Here is a 20352-nt window from a genome sequence, read left to right on the forward strand (position 1 = left end):
AATCCCGCTTATTAACTTTCTGTATCACTTTTTCTTATAAAAAATCATGTAAAACCACTCGCCAAGACCGCACCAATCGGGTAATCTCGAACTCGTTTTGCCTCGGCGGTAGATTATCCTCACAGCATATAATTTTGTGCGTTAGTCCACAGATTTGGCCTTAAGGAATTGTTTCAACATGCCCAGGTAATTAGTCTCGTGTCGCTTGGCATTTTTTTATAACGATATTTGTCGTTAAGGACTTCAAGGGAAAACAAACAACATGGTCAAATCTCAACCGATTTTGAGATATATCTTGCGCGGGATCCCCGCGATTGCAGTAGCGGTTCTGCTTTCTGCATGTAGTGCAAATAACACCGCAAAGAATATGCATCCTGAGACACGTGCAGTGGGTAGTGAAACATCATCACTGCAAGCTTCTCAGGATGAATTTGAAAACCTGGTTCGTAATGTCGACGTAAAATCGCGAATTATGGATCAGTATGCTGACTGGAAAGGCGTACGCTATCGTCTGGGCGGCAGCACTAAAAAAGGTATCGATTGTTCTGGTTTCGTACAGCGTACATTCCGTGAGCAATTTGGCTTAGAACTTCCGCGTTCGACTTACGAACAGCAGGAAATGGGTAAATCTGTTTCCCGCAGTAATTTGCGTACGGGTGATTTAGTTCTGTTCCGCGCCGGTTCAACGGGACGCCATGTCGGTATTTATATCGGCAACAATCAGTTTGTCCATGCTTCCACCAGCAGTGGTGTTATTATTTCCAGCATGAATGAACCGTACTGGAAGAAGCGTTACAACGAAGCACGCCGGGTTCTCAGCCGCAGCTAATAAACCGTTTGGATGCAATCCCTTGGCTATCCTGACGAGTTAACTGAAAGCACTGCTTAGGCAGTGCTTTTTTGTTTCCATTCATCAGAGAAAATGATGTTTCCGCGTCATGATCCAGGCTATAGTCCGGTCATTGTTATCTTTTAAATGTTGTCGTAATTTCAGGAAATTAACGGAATCATGTTCATACGCGCTCCCTCTTCTGGACGTAAGCTTATGCTTACCTGCATCGTTGCAGGCGTGATGATTGCGATACTGGTGAGTTGCCTTCAGTTTCTAGTCGCCTGGCATAAGCACGAAGTCAAATACGATACACTGATTACCGACGTACAAAAGTATCTCGATACCTATTTTGCCGACCTGAAATCCACTACTGACCGGCTCCAGCCGCTGACCTTAGATACCTGCCAGCAGGCTAACCCCGAACTGACCGCCCGCGCGGCGTTTAGCATGAATGTCCGTACGTTTGTGCTGGTAAAAGATAAAAAAACATTCTGTTCATCTGCGACCGGTGAGATGGACATTCCACTCAATGAATTGATTCCGGCGCTCGACATTAATAAAAACGTCGATATGGCGATCTTACCCGGCACGCCGATGGTGCCGAACAAACCCGCAATCGTCATCTGGTATCGCAACCCTTTGCTGAAAAATAGCGGCGTGTTTGCCGCTCTGAATCTCAATCTGACGCCTTCTCTCTTCTATAGCTCACGGCAAGAAGATTACGATGGTGTCGCGCTCATTATTGGCAATACTGCTCTATCTACCTTTTCGTCACGTTTGATGAATGTTAATGAATTAACCGACATGCCGGTCCGTGAAACTAAAATTGCGGGCATTCCTCTGACCGTTCGACTTTATGCGGATGACTGGACATGGAACGATGTGTGGTACGCATTTTTACTGGGCGGCATGAGTGGAACAATGGTTGGACTTCTCTGCTATTACCTGATGAGCGTGCGTATGCGACCGGGCAGAGAAATCATGACCGCCATCAAGCGCGAACAATTTTACGTGGTATATCAACCGGTGGTTGATACACAAGCTTTGCGGGTAACAGGCCTGGAAGTACTACTACGCTGGCGGCATCCTGTAGCGGGAGAAATTCCCCCGGATGCCTTCATCAACTTTGCCGAATCGCAAAAGATGATTGTGCCGCTGACTCAGCACCTGTTTGAGTTGATTGCCCGTGATGCCGCAGAATTAGAAAAAGTACTGCCGGTAGGCGTCAAATTTGGCATTAACATTGCGCCGGACCATCTGCACAGCGAAAGCTTTAAAGCTGATATCCAAAAATTGCTCACTTCCCTGCCCGCACATCATTTCCAGATTGTGCTGGAAATTACCGAGCGCGATATGTTGAAAGAGCAAGAAGCCACGCAACTCTTCGCCTGGCTGCATTCAGTCGGCGTTGAAATTGCTATTGATGACTTTGGCACCGGACACAGCGCGCTTATCTATCTTGAGCGTTTTACGCTCGATTATCTGAAAATTGATCGTGGATTTATCAACGCCATCGGTACGGAAACGATCACTTCACCCGTACTTGACGCGGTGCTGACGCTGGCGAAACGTCTCAATATGCTGACGGTTGCTGAAGGGGTTGAAACGCCGGAACAGGCGCGATGGCTAAGCGAACGCGGCGTTAATTTCATGCAAGGCTACTGGATCAGTCGCCCATTACCGCTGGACGATTTTGTCCGCTGGCTGAAGAAACCGTATACGCCGCAGTGGTAAGGCGTGCTTACGTCCCTTATTATTCATAGTGAAAGCATGCCGGTTTGCGGCTAATGATGAGTAAAAGGAAATCTGTTGCAGATGATTGTGCGCATACTGCTGCTGTTTATCGCTCTGTTCACCTTTGGTGCGCAGGCGCAGGCTATCAAGGAAAGCTATGCCTTTGCGGTACTGGGCGAACCCCGGTACGCGTTTAATTTCAACCATTTTGATTATGTGAACCCCGCCGCGCCAAAAGGTGGGCAGATAACGTTGTCAGCCCTCGGCACCTTCGATAATTTCAACCGTTATGCACTGCGCGGCAACCCGGGCGCACGCACCGAGCTGCTGTACGACACGCTATTTACTACTTCCGATGACGAGCCAGGCAGTTATTACCCGCTGATTGCCGAAAGTGCGCGCTATGCTGACGATTATTCCTGGGTGGAGGTCGCAATTAATCCGCGCGCCCGTTTTCATGATGGTTCTCCCATTACTGCCCGCGATGTAGAGTTTACTTTTCAAAAATTTATGACCGAAGGCGTGCCGCAATTTCGTCTGGTCTACAAAGGCACCACCGTCAAAGCCATTGCACCATTAACCGTGCGTATTGAGTTAGCGAAACCCGGCAAAGAAGATATGCTGAGCCTGTTTTCGCTGCCGGTATTTCCAGAAAAGTACTGGAAGGATCACAAACTTAGCGACCCGCTCGCCACGCCTCCACTTGCCAGTGGTCCGTACCGCATTACGTCCTGGAAAATGGGGCAAAATATTGTTTATTCCCGCGTGAAAGATTACTGGGCCGCAAACTTACCGGTAAACCGTGGACGATGGAATTTCGACACCATTCGCTACGATTATTACCTCGATGATAATGTCGCCTTTGAAGCGTTTAAAGCCGGTGCCTTTGATTTGCGTATGGAAAACGACGCCAAAAACTGGGCCACGCGCTATACCGGTAAAAATTTCGATAAGAAATACATCATCAAAGATGAGCAAAAGAACGAATCAGCCCAAGATACGCGCTGGCTGGCGTTTAATATCCAACGTCCGGTATTCAGCGATCGCCGGGTCCGGGAAGCGATCACTCTCGCCTTTGACTTTGAATGGATGAACAAGGCGTTGTTTTACAATGCCTGGAGTCGCACGAACAGTTATTTTCAGAATACCGAATACGCAGCCAGAAATTACCCCGACGCCGCGGAGCTGGTGCTTCTGGCACCAATGAAAAAAGATCTTCCGCCAGAAGTCTTCACACAAATCTACCAGCCGCCGGTATCGAAAGGCGATGGCTACGATCGTGACAACCTGTTAAAAGCCGACAAACTTCTCAATGAAGCGGGCTGGGTGCTGAAGGGTCAGCAACGCGTTAATGCCACAACGGGTCAGCCTCTCAGCTTTGAATTATTGCTTCCCGCAAGCAGCAATAGTCAGTGGGTATTACCGTTCCAGCACAGCCTGCAACGGCTGGGTATCAACATGGACATTCGCAAGGTGGATAACTCGCAAATCACCAACCGCATGCGCAGTCGCGACTATGACATGATGCCGCGCGTATGGCGGGCGATGCCGTGGCCCAGTTCCGATTTACAGATTTCCTGGTCATCGGAATATATCAACTCCACTTATAATGCCCCCGGCGTGCAAAGTCCGGTTATCGACTCGCTGATCAACCAAATTATTGCCGCGCAGGGAAATAAAGAAAAATTACTGCCGTTGGGGCGAGCACTGGATCGCGTATTAACGTGGAATTATTACATGCTGCCAATGTGGTATATGGCGGAAGACCGTCTCGCCTGGTGGGATAAATTCTCTCAACCCGCAGTGCGCCCTGTTTACAGCCTGGGTATCGATACCTGGTGGTATGACGTTAATAAAGCGACGAAACTGCCGTCAGCCAGACAACAGGGAGAGTAGATGGGCGCTTATCTGATTCGCCGTCTGTTGCTGGTGATCCCAACGTTATGGGCGATTATCACTATCAACTTTTTCATCGTGCAAATTGCGCCTGGCGGTCCGGTCGACCAGGCCATCGCCGCCATCGAGTTTGGTAATGCCGGAGTATTACCCGGCGCTGGCAGTGAAGGTGTTCGTGCCAGCCATGCACAAACGGGCGTCGGCAATATCAGCGACAGTAATTACCGTGGCGGACGCGGATTAGATCCAGAAGTGATCGCCGAGATCACTCATCGCTACGGTTTTGATAAGCCGATCCACGAACGTTACTTCAAAATGCTCTGGGACTACATTCGCTTTGATTTTGGCGACAGCTTGTTTCGCAGCGCTTCTGTGCTGACGCTGATTAAAGACAGTCTGCCGGTTTCCATCACCCTCGGATTGTGGAGCACGCTGATTATCTATCTGGTGTCGATTCCGTTAGGCATTCGCAAAGCTGTTTATAATGGTAGCCGCTTTGACGTCTGGAGTAGCGCATTTATCATCATCGGCTACGCCATTCCGGCCTTTTTGTTTGCCATCCTGCTGATTGTCTTCTTCGCGGGCGGCAGCTATTTCGACCTGTTCCCTCTGCGCGGCCTGGTTTCCGCTAACTTTGATTCGCTGCCGTGGTATCAGAAAATCACCGATTATCTGTGGCATATCACGCTGCCGGTGCTGGCGACGGTGATTGGCGGCTTTGCGGCGCTGACCATGCTGACAAAAAACTCATTCCTTGATGAAGTGCGCAAGCAATACGTGGTGACCGCCCGTGCGAAAGGGGTAAGTGAAAAAAATATTCTCTGGAAACATGTGTTCCGCAACGCCATGCTGCTGGTGATTGCCGGTTTTCCGGCGACGTTTATCAGCATGTTTTTTACCGGCTCGCTGCTGATTGAGGTGATGTTTTCACTCAATGGTCTTGGCTTACTGGGCTACGAAGCGACCGTCTCGCGCGATTATCCTGTAATGTTTGGTACCTTGTATATTTTCACCCTGATTGGCCTGCTGCTGAATATTGTCAGTGATATCAGCTATACGCTGGTCGATCCGCGTATAGATTTTGAGGGACGTTAATGTCGCGACTCAGCCCCGTCAATCAGGCCCGTTGGGCGCGTTTTCGTCATAACCGTCGCGGCTACTGGTCGTTATGGATTTTCCTCGTCTTATTTGGTTTGAGTTTGTGTTCTGAACTTATCGCCAACGATAAACCGTTGCTGGTACGTTATGACGGCAGTTGGTATTTCCCGTTGTTGAAAAACTACAGCGAAAGCGATTTTGGCGGCCCGCTGGCAAGCCAGGCTGATTATCAGGACCCGTGGCTGAAACAGCGGTTGGAAGATAAAGGCTGGGTACTGTGGGCACCGATTCGCTTTGGTGCTACCAGTATCAACTTTGCTACCGATAAGCCCTTCCCTTCTCCACCCTCCCGGCAAAACTGGCTGGGAACGGATGCCAATGGCGGCGATGTGCTGGCGCGCATTCTCTATGGCACGCGGATCTCAGTTCTGTTTGGCCTGATGCTGACCCTCTGCTCCAGCGTGATGGGCGTGTTGGCGGGGGCGCTACAAGGCTATTACGGCGGTAAAGTCGATCTCTGGGGGCAACGTTTTATTGAAGTATGGTCGGGGATGCCGACGCTGTTTTTGATTATTTTACTTTCCAGCGTCGTACAGCCTAACTTCTGGTGGCTGTTGGCAATTACCGTCTTGTTTGGCTGGATGAGTCTGGTCGGCGTGGTGCGGGCGGAGTTTTTACGTACCCGTAATTTCGACTACATCCGTGCGGCGCAGGCGCTTGGCGTCAGCGATCGCAGTATCATCCTGCGTCATATGTTGCCAAATGCCATGGTCGCTACCCTCACCTTTTTACCGTTTATTTTATGTAGTTCGATCACCACCCTGACCTCACTCGATTTCCTCGGCTTCGGTCTGCCGCTCGGTTCACCGTCACTCGGCGAACTGCTGTTACAAGGGAAAAATAACCTTCAGGCCCCGTGGCTTGGGATCACCGCCTTCTTGTCGGTGGCGATATTGTTGTCTTTGCTGATCTTTATTGGTGAAGCCGTCCGCGACGCATTTGATCCTAATAAGGCGGTGTAGCATGACGCAAACTCTGTTAGCGATTGAAAATTTGTCGGTGGGTTTTCGCCATCAGCAAACCGTACGCACAGTAGTCAATGATGTTTCACTACAGATTGAGGCTGGCGAAACGCTGGCGCTGGTGGGTGAGTCTGGTTCAGGTAAGAGCGTTACCGCGCTGTCAATTTTACGCCTGCTCCCTTCCCCGCCGGTTGAATATCTCTCCGGCGATATTCGTTTTCATGGCGAATCGCTGCTTCATGCCAGCGATCAAACGTTACGCGGTGTACGCGGTAATAAGATTGCCATGATTTTTCAGGAACCGATGGTGTCGTTAAATCCATTGCATACCCTGGAAAAACAGCTTTATGAAGTGCTTTCACTCCACCGCGGGATGCGTCGGGAAGCGGCTCGTGGCGAAATTCTTAACTGCCTTGATCGCGTCGGTATCCGCCAGGCGGCAAAACGGCTGACAGATTATCCGCATCAGCTCTCCGGCGGCGAACGCCAGCGGGTGATGATTGCGATGGCGCTGTTAACGCGACCGGAATTATTAATTGCCGATGAACCGACCACCGCGCTGGACGTCTCTGTCCAGGCGCAGATTTTACAGCTGTTGCGCGAACTGCAAGGCGAGCTGAATATGGGCATGCTGTTTATTACTCATAACCTCAGTATTGTCAGAAAACTGGCTCACCGCGTGGCGGTAATGCAAAACGGTCGCTGTGTCGAGCAAAATAACGCTGCTACGCTATTTGCCTCACCCACTCATCCCTACACACAAAAGCTACTCAACAGTGAACCATCAGGCGACCCGGTCCCATTGCCAGAACCTGCCTCAACGTTGCTAGATGTTGAACAGCTTCAGGTTGCCTTCCCCATTCGCAAAGGGATTTTGAAGCGCATTGTGGATCATAATGTGGTGGTGAAAAACATCAGTTTTACGCTACGGGCGGGTGAAACACTGGGTTTAGTGGGCGAGTCCGGTTCCGGGAAAAGCACGACGGGACTGGCGCTGCTGCGACTGATTAACTCTCAGGGCAGCATCGTTTTTGACGGTCAGCCATTGCAAAATTTAAACCGCCGTCAGCTATTACCTATTCGCCATCGCATTCAGGTGGTATTTCAGGATCCTAACTCCTCGCTCAACCCACGACTCAACGTTTTGCAAATTATCGAGGAAGGTTTACGGGTTCACCAGCCGATGCTTTCTGCCGTGCAACGCGAACAACAAGTGATAGCCGTGATGCATGAAGTGGGATTAGATCCTGAAACACGCCACCGTTATCCGGCGGAGTTCTCTGGTGGTCAGCGGCAACGTATTGCGATTGCCAGGGCGTTAATTCTTAAGCCCTCGCTGATCATTCTTGATGAACCAACATCATCGCTCGACAAAACGGTACAGGCGCAAATATTGACGCTATTGAAATCATTGCAACAAAAGCATCAATTGGCCTATTTGTTTATCAGTCACGATTTGCACGTTGTCCGCGCGTTATGTCATCAGGTTATCGTACTGCGACAAGGGGAAGTAGTGGAACAAGGACCGTGCGCGCGCGTGTTTGCCGCACCGCAGCAGGAGTATACGCGTCAGCTACTGGCGTTGAGCTGACGCTTAAAAAGGATTGTAGTTTGAGAAGGGTTCGGCAATTGCCACACCAAAATTTTTCAATCGGCATGTTGCAGCAAACTCGTCCTGGCGATTTACAAACAGGCACGGCTCACCTTCACACTCCAGTACCGAGCATGGAACTTCGATGTCGCTTAACGCCTGGCTTAGTTTGTACATCACCGACCATGCATTATCACCATCCGGGCTAAGCAATTTAAGCGCCACCAGGCTGTTGTCACCGCACGGTCCATTTTGCGGAATCGGTTCAACCTTCGAACCTGCGAAACCAGCAGACCAGCGATAGTTCTGCGGCAGTCGATGGACGATTGAGAGTTGTAATGAAGTCACTTATTTTCCCCGGAAGCACATTTACTTCACAATTTGTTTACATCAATTTTAACACATCATCAACAATCCGTCTTTATACAGATCGTAAAGATTGATGCCTCGCCAGCGTGGCCTCTATGGCTCTGATTTAAATAATATCTGCGGGCGTGGTCACGTTTGCGGGGCTATATGTACCCGTTTCTGCGATCTAACTCAACCTTTTTAACTACAATGATGTAACTTTTTACATAAATTGATTTTACATAAAATAAACATATATCGGGGGAATGATGGATTTGTGGTTGACATGCATCAACAAAGGAAGCCTTTTAGCTTCCTCGTTGTGCAATAGATCACCGTTTTTTCGGCCGACTGGCGTACAGACAGAAGAGAATGGAGCTGGTTGCGCAGAATGCAATTGACCAAATCATCGGCCATGCAGAGTTAAAGGTCGCAAGAGAAAGCAATGCGCCAACAATTGCCCCTATACCAAAACGGAAGGTGCCCGCCAGCGAAGATGCCGTTCCCGCCATGTGGGGAAACTCATCAAGAATGACCGCCATCGCATTAGATGACACCATCGACACGCAGCCCACAAACGCCGCAACGCCAACTACCAGCGACCAGAATCCCAGCCCCAGCAGCGCACTGATGACCATCCACGCCGCCATAATAAACTGTATCCACAACCCCGAGCGGAACATATTTAACGCGCCAATACGGCGGACGAAGCGACTGTTAAAGATGGTCATCACGAACAGGAAAACAATGTTTAGCGCAAAGTAATAACCAAAGTTTTCCGGCGCGACGTGGTTAATTTCAATGTAGACAAACGGTCCGGCGCTCAGGAACGAGAACATTCCGGCAAAGCTGAAACCGCTGGCCAGCATATAACTCAGGACACGCTTATGACGAAACAGCGCCGCAAAGTTACCAATAGTGGTACGAATGTGAAAAGGCTGGCGACGCTCCGGTGGTAAGGTTTCTTTGATCAGAAAGAAGATCATTGCCGAAGCCAGAATCGCCGCTACGGCGAGGATCCAGAAGATGTAATGCCAGCTCAGCCACACCAGCACCCAGCCGCCAACTATCGGTGCCATCAGCGGTGCAATGGTCGTCACCAGCATGACAAACGACATCATCCGTGAGAACTCTTCCTTCGGGTAGATATCACGCATTAAAGCGTTGATAACCACGCTGGCCGCAGCCGCAGCCAGACCGTGGAAGAAACGCATCACAATCAGCTGATCGATGGTTTGTGCCAACGCACACGCCACCGCGGCGGCGGCAAACACCAGCGTACCGCCAAGAACCACCGGCTTACGCCCGAAACTGTCTGCCATCGGCCCGTAGATTAACTGCCCCAACGCAAAGCCCAGAATATAAGTACTGAGGGTCATCTGCGTACTGCCCGCAGGTACGCCAAATTGCGCTGAAATTACCGGTAGCGCGGGCAGATACATATCAATCGACAGCGGCATCAACATGGCCAGCAGGCCAAGGATAAAAACAATAGCAAACGACGAATGCTGTCGGGTGGTCACAACGGGCTCCTGAAAGTCATAAAAGTGTTAGACGACGCTGGCAACTTCTTCTTCAGTTAATGGACGATATTCACCGGGTGCTAAATCAGCATCCAACGTAATGCCGCCAATACGTTCTCGGTGCAACTCAACCACGTGGTTACCCACGGCGGCGAACATGCGTTTCACCTGATGATAACGCCCTTCGCTGATGGTCAGACGAACCTGCGTTGGGGTGATCACTTCCAATACCGCAGGCTTAGTGAGATCTTTTTCATTATGCAACTGCACGCCTTTAGCAAATTGCTCTGCCGTATCGTCAGCTACGGGTGATTCCAGTGTCACCAGATAGGTCTTCTCGCAATGATGGCGCGGAGAAGTAATGCGGTGCGACCACTGACCATCATCAGTCATCAGCACCAGACCGGTGGTATCGATATCCAGTCGACCTGCTGCATGCAGTTTCCACGCCACAGGTTCATCCAGAAAATAGAGCACCGTTGGGTGATCCGGGTCATCAGTTGAGCAAACATAGCCCTGAGGCTTATTGAGCATGAAGTAACGTGGACCGTGTTGCTGCGCCAGCGGGTTGCCATCGTAAGCGACATCATGTTCAGGGAGCAGTTTGAACGCTGCATTACGGACGATTTCGCCATCGACGGTGACACGATTGCCGCGGATTTCACGCCCGGCAATAGCACGGCTAACGCCGAGTTGCTGTGCGATAAATTTATCAAGTCGCATGTGTGTGATTTTGCCTGTAAAAAACGGAGGTCGGGTAATGACCCGAAAATCTGAACTGTTGTCTGCCCAGTATAGCGGTCTAATAACTTCCCTCAAGGGAAAAAGATCCGTGGCATACTATTAGCAGAATAATCTACCTACGCGAGACCATGATTTTTACACTCCGTCCATATCAGCAAGAAGCCGTGGATGCCACGCTCAACCATTTTCGTCGTCATAAAACCCCTGCCGTTATCGTGCTGCCCACCGGTGCCGGTAAAAGCCTGGTGATAGCGGAACTGGCGCGGCTGGCGCGTGGTCGTGTGCTGGTGCTGGCACACGTTAAAGAGCTGGTGGCGCAAAACCATGCAAAATATCAGGCGCTGGGACTGGAAGCCGATATCTTTGCCGCTGGGCTAAAGCGTAAAGAGAGCCACGGTAAAGTAGTATTTGGCAGCGTGCAATCGGTCGCCCGTAACCTTGATGCCTTTCAGGGTGAATTTTCACTGTTGATTGTCGATGAATGCCATCGTATTGGTGACGATGAAGAGAGCCAGTATCAGCAAATCCTCACTCACCTGACAAAAGTGAATCCCCGCTTACGCCTGTTAGGGCTGACTGCCACGCCTTTTCGGTTGGGCAAAGGCTGGATTTATCAGTTTCATTATCACGGCATGGTACGCGGCGATGAGAAAGCCCTTTTCCGCGACTGTATTTATGAGCTGCCGCTGCGTTATATGATTAAACACGGCTATCTGACGCAGCCAGAACGACTGGATATGCCAGTAGTGCAATACGATTTCAGCCGATTGCAGGCACAGAGTAACGGGCTGTTCAGCGAAGCCGATCTCAACCGCGAGCTGAAAAAACAGCAACGTATTACCCCGCACATCATCAGCCAGATTATGGAGTTCGCCGCAACGCGCAAAGGGGTGATGATTTTCGCTGCGACAGTCGAACACGCAAAAGAGATTGTCGGCTTGCTGCCCGCTGAGGATGCAGCACTTATTACCGGCGACACGCCCGGCGCTGAACGCGATGTATTAATTGAAGATTTTAAAGCCCAGCGTTTTCGCTATCTGGTCAACGTCGCGGTACTGACCACCGGATTTGACGCCCCGCACGTCGATCTTATTGCTATTCTGCGCCCTACCGAATCGGTGAGTCTTTACCAACAAATTGTCGGGCGCGGTCTGCGTCTGGCTCCAGGCAAGACTGATTGCTTAATTCTTGATTATGCGGGTAATCCTCACGATCTCTACGCGCCGGAAGTTGGTACACCGAAAGGCAAAAGTGACAACGTTCCGGTACAGGTTTTCTGCCCTGCCTGTGGTTTTGCCAACACCTTTTGGGGGAAAACGACCGCTGACGGGACATTGATTGAACACTTTGGTCGTCGTTGTCAGGGATGGTTCGAAGATGATGACGGACATCGCGAACAGTGTGACTTCCGCTTCCGTTTTAAGAATTGCCCACAATGTAACGCAGAAAATGATATTGCCGCCCGCCGCTGCCGCGAATGTGACACCATTCTGGTTGATCCGGATGATATGTTAAAAGCGGCGCTACGACTGAAAGACGCGCTGGTATTACGCTGTAGCGGCATGTCTTTGCAACATGGGCACGACGAGAAAGGCGAATGGCTGAGAATCACCTATTACGATGAAGACGGCGCGGATGTGAGTGAGCGTTTCCGTCTGCAAACGCCCGCTCAGCGTACCGCCTTCGAGCAGCTTTTTATCCGCCCGCATACGCGCACACCGGGCATCCCTCTGCGCTGGATCACCGCTGCTGATATCCTCGCCCAACAAGCGTTGCTGCGCCATCCGGATTTCGTCGTCGCACGAATGAAAGGCCAGTACTGGCAAGTGCGCGAAAAAGTGTTTGATTACGAAGGTCGTTTTCGTCGGGCACACGAATTACGCGGTTAATGGTAGTTTTAATTGATGTGCAAGGCGATTGAGTATAGAATCTCGCCCGCTTTTGCATATGCAAAGCAGATCACTTACCTGTTGCTGGGTCGCCTGTAGCAGGATTAATTTAAGAGAGAAAGAAATGTTTACTATCAACGCAGAAGTACGTAACGAGCAGGGTAAGGGTGCGAGCCGCCGCCTGCGTACCGCTAACAAATTCCCGGCAATCATCTACGGTGGCAACGAAGCGCCGCTGGCTGTTGCTCTGGATCACGACAAAGTCATGAACATGCAAGTTAAAGCTGAATTCTACAGCGAAGTTCTGACCATCGTTGTTGACGGTAAAGAAATCAAAGTTAAAGCTCAGGACGTACAGCGCCACCCGTACAAACCTAAGCTGCTGCACATCGACTTCGTTCGCGCTTAATCGCTGAATAAGTTGTAAAAAAAACCCCGCTCCGGCGGGGTTTTTTGTATCTGCAAATTATGCCTGATTACGGTATTGCTATTTTTTGTAGGCCAGATAAGGCGTTCACGCCGCATCTGGCATTCATAACACCAAACCGATTAATTGCCGCCAGACGTCCGGCGCTGCAATTGATCGCGCAAGTTCGGCGGCGTGCCTTTAATGGTCAGGGTATCGGTCGCCGGGTCCCAGAAAATGCGCTCACCTAACAGCATCGCATCAAAGTTAATGGTCAAGCCACCACCGCTACCGGCAAACTTCGTCAACTGACGCAACGTGCTACGGTCTGCCGGGAAGCTCTCTTCAAGTTCGTAGCCTTTTTCAGCCGCAAATTCCGTGAAGCTCACTTCGCTGACGCCCGCCAGCTCTTTCGACAGCGATTCAAGCTCGATCTCTTCACCCGCCTGCAATTGCTCATTACAGTAGCTGTAGACCTGCTGACGCACGTTCTGCCGTTCTGCTTTATCCAGTTGTGCTTCGGCAGTGAAATCATCAACCGCCTGCAATAATCCGCGGTTTTGCGCTTTCGCGTTCAACCCTTCGCTGGCACCGAGGAAGTCCATGAAGAAATCGGCCACTTTGCGCCCGACTCGCCCTTTCAGGAAAGTGAGATACCGGGTCGACTCTGGATTGGTTTCCCATTCGGTTAAATCAATACGCGCAACAATATCCGCATGATTGATATCAAGATAATGGGTCGGGTTGATGTCGAGATTTTCGTTAACGCGCATACTGCTCAGGTTGCTCAGAACCGCCACCAGCAGATATTCGACAGCTAAATAACGGTAGTGACAAAACAGCACGAAGCCACCGTCAGCAAAAGGATATTTCGCTAATTCGTCACGCAGGCGACCGGTTGCCGCGCGGCTAAAGGCCAGAAAGTCCTCTTCGCCCTGACGCTGTAAGCGTAGCGTCTGCGCCAGTTCACTCTCTTCGCTGAACAAGCCGTATGCTTTATTTTTGGCGCTATAGACCCGATGCAGTTCTGCCACCATCTCAACGACGGTTTCTGTCGGTTCCAGCAATGAATCGCGCAACACCAGCTCAAGGTTCTGCTCATCACGCTTGATAAGCTGGTGCAGAGCAATCTGGTTGATATCCAGACTCATGATAAACTCTCCTTTAAGACCGGCAGGTATTCAACCACCGCCGGTAAAGCGACGCAATAAAAGATGGCGGTCATTTTACAGAAGGCGGCGTAACGAGAATGATTTAACGCATAAAAAAGCAGAAAAAAAACCGTTGCTACGGTAATATGTTGCCCTTTCATCAACTAACTGATTTCGATTTATGCCACAAATTTCCCGCTACAGTGATGAACAGGTTGAACAATTGCTCGCAGAGCTGCTCAACGTACTGGAAAAACATAAGGCTCCGACCGACCTTTCCCTGATGGTGTTAGGCAACATGGTCACTAACCTTATCAACACCAGCATTGCCCCGGCCCAACGCCAGGCAATTGCCAACTCTTTTGCCCGCGCCTTACAGTCCTCTATCAACGAAGACAAAGCGCACTAAGGGAAACAGATAACAGGTTATGGTAACTCATCGTCAGCGCTACCGTGAAAAAGTCTCCCAGATGGTCAGTTGGGGGCACTGGTTTGCACTGTTCAATATTCTGCTTTCGCTCGTCATTGGCAGCCGTTACCTGTTTATCGCCGACTGGCCGACAACGCTTGCTGGTCGCATTTATTCCTACGTAAGCATTATCGGCCATTTCAGCTTCCTGGTGTTCGCCACCTACTTGCTGATCCTCTTCCCGCTGACTTTTATCGTCGGCTCCCAGAGGCTGATGAGGTTTTTGTCCGTCATTTTAGCAACGGCGGGAATGACGCTATTACTGATCGATAGCGAAGTCTTTACTCGTTTCCATCTCCATCTTAATCCCATCGTCTGGCAGTTGGTTATCAACCCAGACGAAAATGAGATGGCGCGCGACTGGCAGCTGATGTTCATTAGCGTGCCGGTTATTTTATTGCTTGAACTGGTGTTTGCGACGTGGAGCTGGCAAAAGCTACGCAGCCTGACGCGTCGTCGGCGCTTCGCGCGCCCGCTGGCCGCATTCTTATTTATCGCTTTTATTGCCTCGCATGTGGTGTATATCTGGGCCGATGCCAACTTCTATCGCCCGATCACCATGCAGCGCGCTAACCTGCCGCTTTCGTACCCGATGACGGCGCGACGTTTTCTTGAGAAGCATGGTCTGCTTGATGCGCAGGAGTATCAACGCCGTCTTATTGAGCAAGGCAATCCAGACGCCGTTTCCGTTCAGTATCCGTTAAGCGAGCTGCGCTATCGCGATATGGGCACCGGGCAGAATGTGCTGTTGATTACTGTCGATGGCCTGAACTACTCACGCTTCGAGAAGCAGATGCCTGCGCTGGCAGGTTTTGCTGAGCAAAATATTTCGTTCACGCGCCATATGAGCTCCGGCAACACTACAGACAACGGCATCTTTGGCCTGTTCTATGGCATCTCGCCAAGCTTTATGGACGGCATTCTGTCGACCCGTACGCCTGCGGCGTTAATTACTGCGCTTAATCAGCAAGGCTATCAGCTGGGGTTATTCTCGTCAGATGGCTTTACCAGCCCGCTGTATCGCCAGGCATTGTTGTCAGATTTCTCGATGCCGAGCGTACGTACCCAATCCGACGAGCAGACCGCCACGCAGTGGATCAACTGGCTGGGCCGCTACGCACAAGAAGATAACCGCTGGTTCTCGTGGGTCTCTTTCAATGGCACTAACATTGACGACAGCAATCAGCAGGCATTTGCACGGAAATATAGTCGGGCGGCAGGCAATGTCGATGACCAGATCAACCGCGTGCTCAATGCACTGCGTGATTCTGGCAAACTGGACAATACGGTGGTGATTATCACTGCCGGCCGGGGTATTCCGCTGAGCGAAGAGGAAGAAACCTTTAACTGGTCCCACGGTCATCTGCAGGTACCATTAGTGATTCACTGGCCAGGCACGCCGGCGCAGCGTATTAATGCGCTGACCGATCATACCGATCTGATGACGACGCTGATGCAACGCCTGCTACATGTCAGCACACCTGCCAGCGAATATTCGCAAGGTCAGGATTTGTTCAACCCTCAACGCCGTCATTACTGGGTTACCGCTGCGGATAAAGATACGCTGGCAATTACCACCCCGAAAAAGACGCTGGTGCTGAACAATAACGGTAAATACCGTACTTACAACTTACGTGGTGAAAGAGTGAAAGATGAAAAACCACAGTTAAGTTTGTTATTGCAGGTGCTGACAGACGAGAAGCGTTTTATCGCTAACTGATTAATTATAAATCAGTTAGCGAAATATCTTACTTGCATTCGTTGTGGAAAACGGTAGTATTAGCAGCCACGAGTCGGCACGTAGCGCAGCCTGGTAGCGCACCGTCATGGGGTGTCGGGGGTCGGAGGTTCAAATCCTCTCGTGCCGACCAAAAATCCCAAGAAAACCAACCTATTGCGGTTGGTTTTTTTATATCTGCGATTAATTTGATAAACAGACCGCGACACATTACGGCCTGTTTATTTTCTGTTATCAGAACGTCCAGACGACACCCGCCTGGGTATTCCACGGTGATTCTACCCCCGCGCCATTGCCATAGCTGACTGACAAATGACCGCTTAACGTCGGGGTAAACGATGACCTTATCCCAACCTGATAAACGCCACGGGTTCCAGCCACATCGTTATTAAATTTGCCGTCGTCATTAACATTCACCTGGTTAGAATCGGCGTATTCCTGACGTACGGCGGCTTTCAGCCAGGGTTCCAGCGTCGTACCGTTTTGCAGGTCCATGTGATAGCTTACCGCCGTTCCCGCTTCAGCGCGTAATATGCGGGTATTTCCCACATCCGCGCGCATGCCGTTTGATAACGTGTAGTCCTGACCATCTGTGGTAAAGCCGGTAAAGGCGAGATAGGGTCTAACACTCCACAATCCGTCAACCCAACGGAACCCGCTCTCAACATGAGCACCCGCGCCGTTACTATTGTAATCGCCAAACGCTGTTGCCCCATTACTCATCTTGCCATGGATGGTGTTGGCAAAACGGTCAACTTTCACCACCCCATCAACATAGGCACCGTTCTGATGCTCCCAACCGGCATAAGCCCCCAGGGTGTAGCTATCAATATTGCCTTTGCCGCCGCGATCAAAACCAATATCAGAATGAGAGTAACCAAAGAACAAGCCGCGAATTGTGCTGCTTTCTTCACGGGAGAAATGGCTATCGATACCGAGCGTCAGCCCCGTCAATGTTTGCTCAAAGCCAGCTCCCGCATCAGTGATCACGTTGTTGCGGGTGTTAATTGCCGAACTCCACATCGCCGTATCGTAATTAACGCCTTTTACGCTACCAAGACGCTCACGCACGGTGTCCAGTTCTGCATCAAATACCAGCGGTTGTGCTGCCGCCATATTCAGCACATCAGTGGTTGAAGGGGTAATTTGCGCGCGATTCTCTGCCAGACTCCAGCTATGGTTGCCATTATCCAGCAAGGTATATTCATACGTACCGATATCAACAATGCCTCCGGCATTGCCCAACGTAAATGCAGCATCACCGCCGCCCGTTGTTACCAGTGTAAGGCTATCACCTGCTGCCGGGCTGGCACCGGTGTCCGTAACGAAGATTTTGAAATTACCTGTTGCCTGATCGGTGACGTTAAGCTGATCGCTCTGGTGATTGGCCATATCGGTGCGCATATAAAAATTGCCGTTTCCCGACAGGGTATTAGTGGTCAACGTAGTGAAATTTTCCGCACTTGCCGTCACGGTTGAGCGAGTTGCTGGCTCAGCCATCATAACGACAGTTCCGTCTGACATCACCAGGTTTGCTAAATTGAGACGGGTGTTTTGGTTTATATTATTGATATCGGCAATAATAGCCCAAAAACTCTCTTCGATAGAAACATCTGCTTTACTGGTATCCACTGCGCCATGCGTTCTTAAAGATGCACCATCAGAAACCACCACGTCACCTAATAATGTAGCCGGTGTATAAAAATTTAATTCCAGCGCCATTGCATCAATAATGCCCTCATTTCCTCTGACTGTTACGTTAACCATTGTGCCAGTCCAGACATTAGCGCGACCATTATCGATAACCATATTTTCAGATATGGCATTTGAGGAATATTTTATGCTTCCATTCTGCACTGACCGACCAAGATCATAAACTGCATGTGCCTGCACTCTCGTACCAGTATCTCTTCCCAACGATTGCATGGTTGCATGCTCATCAAGGATAGTGTCAATTGCCTGAGTGCCCTCCATAACAATTAGCCCGGAACCGTCATCCAGTTCATAATTTTTAGACACGCCATCTTTTATGCTAAATTGGCCTTTACTGTTTGTACCACTCACTTCCAGCGCATTCGTTGAAACAATTAATTTTCCGCCTGCTTTTTTATCAACGCCAGTTGCAGTCCCGCCATCCATAACCTCCAGTAAACCGCCGTTATCCACAGTAGTATTATAAGCGAAGTCATTTTCTTCAACTCGCAAACTTCCGCCGTTTTCCAACAACATATTATTAGCAATACCATCCTTGATATCGAACTGACCGAGACGGTTTGTTCCGAATACCTCCATGGCCCGCGTGGTTGTTTTGATTGCACCGCCTGCTTTTTGATCTACCGCAAATGCCAATCCGCCATCTTTAATCTCCAGTAGTCCTCCCTTTTCGATAACGGCGAAGATGGCAATGCCTTCGGTTTCAACGATTAAGCGCCCGCCTTTAATCGTGGGATCATTCGCTGCGCCATAAACCTGTAGCACACCATTATTGAGGGTAGTCTGGTTTGCCGCGCCACCCATTTGAACAATTTGATAACCATCATTTAATACGGAGTATTCTGCGGTGCCATTCATTTCAATGTACTGATACCCTCCGTTAATTTCAGTATTACTACTTACACCAAATTCTTTTATATGCTGTTCTCCGCCAGGATTGATTTTCGTATTATTGGCGGTCCCATAAACCAGCTGGATATCTTTTTCCAGGACAACACCATCAACTGTCTCACCATACTCAACAGTTGATGCCAATGCTATGGGTGAATATAACGCTGTAGCCACCAGAACAGATATTGCGGAACGACAAAGAGAAACAGAACCAGAGTGATGCATTAATCTTTCATCCTATGAAATTAATTGCTGTCAAAAGCATTGGGTACTGAAAATACCCATAGCGCCATACCCGGAGTCAGTTTTTAAAAACTGTTTAAAGAAATGCACATGTATTGTGATTGATTTTTTAGTTGTTTTTCTTGATGGGAAGTTGATGCAAAATTCCATACTTATAATGAAAATGATGCGAGGGTGAACTACTGAGCTGTACTTTTCACTACATGTCCATACATAAAATGGGGTAACATTCACGCGCCTGGTAGCGTTTCCAACGCTACGCTCAAACATAATGATTCTAATAAAACCTCAGGAGACTACTATGCCTGAAGCAACGCCTTTTCAGGTGATGATTGTGGATGATCATCCACTTATGCGACGCGGTGTTCGTCAGTTACTGGAGCTTGATCCTGGCTTTGAAGTGGTCGCCGAAGCGGGCGACGGCGCAAGTGCTATCGATCTGGCGAATAGACTGGATATCGACGTGATCTTGCTGGATCTCAATATGAAAGGTATGAGTGGCCTGGATACCCTCAATGCCTTGCGCAGGGATGGCGTTACCGCGCAAATTATTATCCTGACCGTATCAGATGCCTCCAGCGATGTCTTTGCGCTGATAGACGCAGGCGCAGACGGTTATCTGTTGAAAGACAGCGACCCGGAAGTGTTGCTGGAAGCGATTCGTGCCGGAGCGAAAGGCAGCAAAGTCTTTAGCGAACGCGTCAATCAGTACTTACGTGAACGTGAAATGTTTGGCGCGGAAGAAGACCCCTTCAGCGTGCTGACGGAGCGCGAGCTGGATGTTCTGCACGAGCTGGCACAGGGGCTGTCAAATAAACAGATTGCCTCGGTGTTGAATATTTCCGAGCAGACGGTAAAAGTCCATATCCGTAATCTGCTGCGTAAACTCAATGTCCGCTCACGCGTGGCGGCCACTATTCTGTTCCTGCAACAACGTGGGGCACAATAAAAAAATAGCCCGATGGATTTATCCTCGGGCTGATATTGATGACAAACGCAAAACGGCCTGATGCGCTACGCTTATCAGGCCTACGCGGATCGAGCAATGTATTGAGTTCGCACGA

The 20352-nt window shown here is 50.0% G+C and carries 16 protein-coding genes and 1 tRNA gene; 12 read left to right on the forward strand and 5 right to left on the reverse strand.

Annotated features, from left to right (window positions below):
* Positions 1-262: 262 nt before the first annotated feature.
* The 6 genes from mepS (at position 263) to yejF (ending at position 8173) form a co-directional block, all read left to right on the forward strand.
* Positions 263-829 carry a bifunctional murein DD-endopeptidase/murein LD-carboxypeptidase gene (gene mepS / locus HEN33_RS08250; RefSeq protein ID WP_000241011.1) on the forward strand — a complete coding sequence of 189 codons (567 nt, stop codon included), beginning with the start codon at positions 263-265 and terminating at the stop codon, positions 827-829.
* Between the two features lie 180 nt (positions 830-1009).
* The gene (locus tag HEN33_RS08255) at positions 1010-2566 is read left to right on the forward strand and encodes a cyclic di-GMP phosphodiesterase (protein ID WP_000470621.1); all 1557 of its coding nucleotides are present in this window, start codon (positions 1010-1012) and stop codon (positions 2564-2566) included.
* An 81-nt stretch (positions 2567-2647) separates the two neighbouring features.
* Positions 2648-4462: an extracellular solute-binding protein gene (locus HEN33_RS08260; protein WP_176263388.1), complete on the forward strand. Its 1815-nt coding sequence runs from the start codon at positions 2648-2650 to the stop codon at positions 4460-4462.
* Entirely contained in the window at positions 4463-5557 is a 1095-nt protein-coding gene (locus HEN33_RS08265) for a microcin C ABC transporter permease YejB (protein ID WP_042094810.1), read from the forward strand.
* Entirely contained in the window at positions 5557-6582 is a 1026-nt protein-coding gene (locus HEN33_RS08270) for an ABC transporter permease (RefSeq protein WP_000088899.1), read from the forward strand. The genes HEN33_RS08265 and HEN33_RS08270 overlap by 1 nt, the downstream gene beginning before the upstream one ends.
* A gap of 1 nt (position 6583) precedes the next feature.
* A complete protein-coding gene (gene yejF, locus HEN33_RS08275; protein WP_160523892.1) occupies positions 6584-8173 on the forward strand; it encodes a microcin C ABC transporter ATP-binding protein YejF in 1590 nt (529 codons plus the stop codon).
* Between the two features lie 3 nt (positions 8174-8176).
* On the opposite strand, the gene HEN33_RS08280 is transcribed toward yejF, so the two are convergent.
* The 3 genes from HEN33_RS08280 to rsuA all read right to left on the reverse strand — a co-directional run bounded on the left by HEN33_RS08280 (position 8177) and on the right by rsuA (position 10767).
* Positions 8177-8521, reverse strand: coding sequence for a YejG family protein (locus HEN33_RS08280; protein WP_000202798.1), 345 nt, complete (start codon positions 8519-8521; stop codon positions 8177-8179).
* 332 nt (positions 8522-8853) lie between these two features.
* Entirely contained in the window at positions 8854-10044 is a 1191-nt protein-coding gene (gene bcr, locus HEN33_RS08285; protein WP_000213385.1) for a multidrug efflux MFS transporter Bcr, read from the reverse strand.
* A gap of 27 nt (positions 10045-10071) precedes the next feature.
* Entirely contained in the window at positions 10072-10767 is a 696-nt protein-coding gene (gene rsuA / locus HEN33_RS08290; RefSeq protein WP_175118844.1) for a 16S rRNA pseudouridine(516) synthase RsuA, read from the reverse strand.
* Between the two features lie 149 nt (positions 10768-10916).
* Between rsuA and HEN33_RS08295 the strand changes: the two genes are divergently transcribed.
* On the forward strand, positions 10917-12677 hold the full coding sequence (locus tag HEN33_RS08295) for a DEAD/DEAH box helicase (RefSeq protein ID WP_176263389.1): 1761 nt from the start codon (positions 10917-10919) through the stop codon (positions 12675-12677).
* A gap of 124 nt (positions 12678-12801) precedes the next feature.
* Complete coding sequence (gene rplY, locus HEN33_RS08300; RefSeq protein ID WP_000494197.1) at positions 12802-13086, forward strand: 50S ribosomal protein L25; 285 nt, start codon at positions 12802-12804, stop codon at positions 13084-13086.
* Positions 13087-13226: 140 nt separating this feature from the next.
* On the opposite strand, the gene yejK is transcribed toward rplY, so the two are convergent.
* Complete coding sequence (gene yejK, locus HEN33_RS08305) at positions 13227-14234, reverse strand: nucleoid-associated protein YejK (RefSeq protein WP_000050789.1); 1008 nt, start codon at positions 14232-14234, stop codon at positions 13227-13229.
* 181 nt (positions 14235-14415) lie between these two features.
* Between yejK and HEN33_RS08310 the strand changes: the two genes are divergently transcribed.
* From HEN33_RS08310 to HEN33_RS08320, 3 genes are all read left to right on the forward strand, one after another.
* Positions 14416-14643, forward strand: a complete 228-nt coding sequence (locus HEN33_RS08310) for a YejL family protein (RefSeq protein WP_001135667.1) — start codon at positions 14416-14418, stop codon at positions 14641-14643.
* Positions 14644-14662: 19 nt separating this feature from the next.
* On the forward strand, positions 14663-16423 hold the full coding sequence (yejM, locus tag HEN33_RS08315) for an LPS biosynthesis-modulating metalloenzyme YejM (protein WP_176263390.1): 1761 nt from the start codon (positions 14663-14665) through the stop codon (positions 16421-16423).
* A 74-nt stretch (positions 16424-16497) separates the two neighbouring features.
* A tRNA-Pro gene (locus HEN33_RS08320) sits at positions 16498-16574 on the forward strand.
* Positions 16575-16675: 101 nt separating this feature from the next.
* On the opposite strand, the gene yejO is transcribed toward HEN33_RS08320, so the two are convergent.
* Positions 16676-19270, reverse strand: a complete 2595-nt coding sequence (gene yejO / locus HEN33_RS08325) for an autotransporter YejO (RefSeq protein ID WP_176263391.1) — start codon at positions 19268-19270, stop codon at positions 16676-16678.
* Positions 19271-19589: 319 nt separating this feature from the next.
* Here yejO and narP point away from each other — a divergent pair, with 319 nt between their 5' ends.
* A complete protein-coding gene (narP, locus tag HEN33_RS08330) occupies positions 19590-20237 on the forward strand; it encodes a nitrate/nitrite response regulator protein NarP (protein WP_001113637.1) in 648 nt (215 codons plus the stop codon).
* Positions 20238-20352: the final 115 nt, after the last annotated feature.

This window comes from Escherichia sp. 94.0001, assembly GCF_013369155.2.
Taxonomy (GTDB): domain Bacteria; phylum Pseudomonadota; class Gammaproteobacteria; order Enterobacterales; family Enterobacteriaceae; genus Escherichia; species Escherichia coli_F.